Origin of the sequence: Sphingobacterium endophyticum (genome assembly GCF_009733535.1) — a bacterium.
GTDB classification, from domain to species: Bacteria; Bacteroidota; Bacteroidia; order Sphingobacteriales; family Sphingobacteriaceae; genus Sphingobacterium; species Sphingobacterium endophyticum.
This window is the reverse complement of record NZ_SMMI01000043.1, coordinates 1-1,315: the sequence shown is the minus strand read 5'-3', so window position 1 is coordinate 1,315 and position 1,315 is coordinate 1. Positions and strand designations below refer to the sequence as shown.

Sequence of the window (1,315 nt, the reverse complement as noted above, 5' to 3'; positions counted from 1 at the left end):
TCTTTCAATGCAAAGATAAAGGCTTTCAGAAGCCAGTTTAGAGGTGTAGGTGACATCAATTTCTTCCTGTTCAGGTTAACCAAATTATTTGCTTAGTCCACAGGTTTTGAAACTGATCCAATATTACCCTTTAAATTGCCCCTAGTTAAAAAAATAAAGGTAACTAACTGTTTTAAAGTTAATTACCTTTTTAGTCTGTGGAGATAATGAGGGTAGGATTGAAATCATAAAATCTATTTTGTTTTTTCTTGACGAGTTGAAAATTTAATGAGGATATTCATTATGGAACTTCAAAGATCTAATCAGGATTCGGTGTAAGTAGTCAAAATTTTATTTATTAATCGGAATATTTCCGATTGATAAGTAAAATTTTGACTAATAATTTTTGGATATAAATCCTCTTAATAAATCTCTTACTATCTAATAGCTCACTTCAAAAAAAACTAAATTGTTGAATTTCGTTTAGAATCACATATGATTTTCGTTTTCATTAATAATAAGAGTATTTGATAACTTAATATTCATTTCTAGAATTAATTTATTTATAATTATTTGACCAAAATATCTTAACTGCACATCGACAAAAAAGAGATGAATTGTATAATTTAAAATACGACATCTCGGAGGTGAAAAACTTAATGGCTTTATCCAAATAAACTAAATGAATTGAAAGCTATCTTTGAGAATGAATTACAGGAGGAATCTTACAGATAATTATTAACTAAAACAGACTTTTACGCTAAAAGATAAGAAAGGTATTGTCCAGGGAAAATAGGGAATTTACTGAAAAGTTTGCTTTTTTTTTCAGAAAAGATTAATATAGCCAAAATTGGCTAATAAAGAGCAGTTTACAAAAGTTGAAAACCTTATCGGTAACGATTTAGTAATGGTGCACACTGCGCTTACTTTCATTGAATTACCTTGTAAATCATCTTTGCAAATTTAATAAATAAAAGGGTAAAGTCTATAAGGCTTTACCCTTTTTGCACACAATATTCAAAAAAATCTTTCCCAATATGGGGGAACCTGTGGTGTTGGTTTCAATATTATTTCCAAATTTTGGCATACCAAGAACTAGATGAGTTCTGAATAAAATTCTGTAAACTTTAAAAACATCTATGCTATGGAAATTATATTGAGTAAAATATTATCAGAAATTCGGCATAAGGAGGACAAAATTTCTTCTCAAATGATAAGGTCATCTGATGAAGCATATCAAATGACTTTGTTTCTAAATGAAATGTTGTGTGCTATTAAAACTGAAGTATTGCAAGTTGGATTTTTAAATGAAGATCAAGAGGTTGATTTCTTTAAG

At 28.4% G+C, this 1,315-nt stretch carries 1 pseudogene; it reads left to right on the top strand.

What is annotated here, in order from left to right:
- Positions 1 to 1,123: 1,123 nt before the first annotated feature.
- A pseudogene (locus E0Y80_RS20510) lies at positions 1,124 to 1,315 on the top strand (RteC domain-containing protein); the annotation flags it as partial.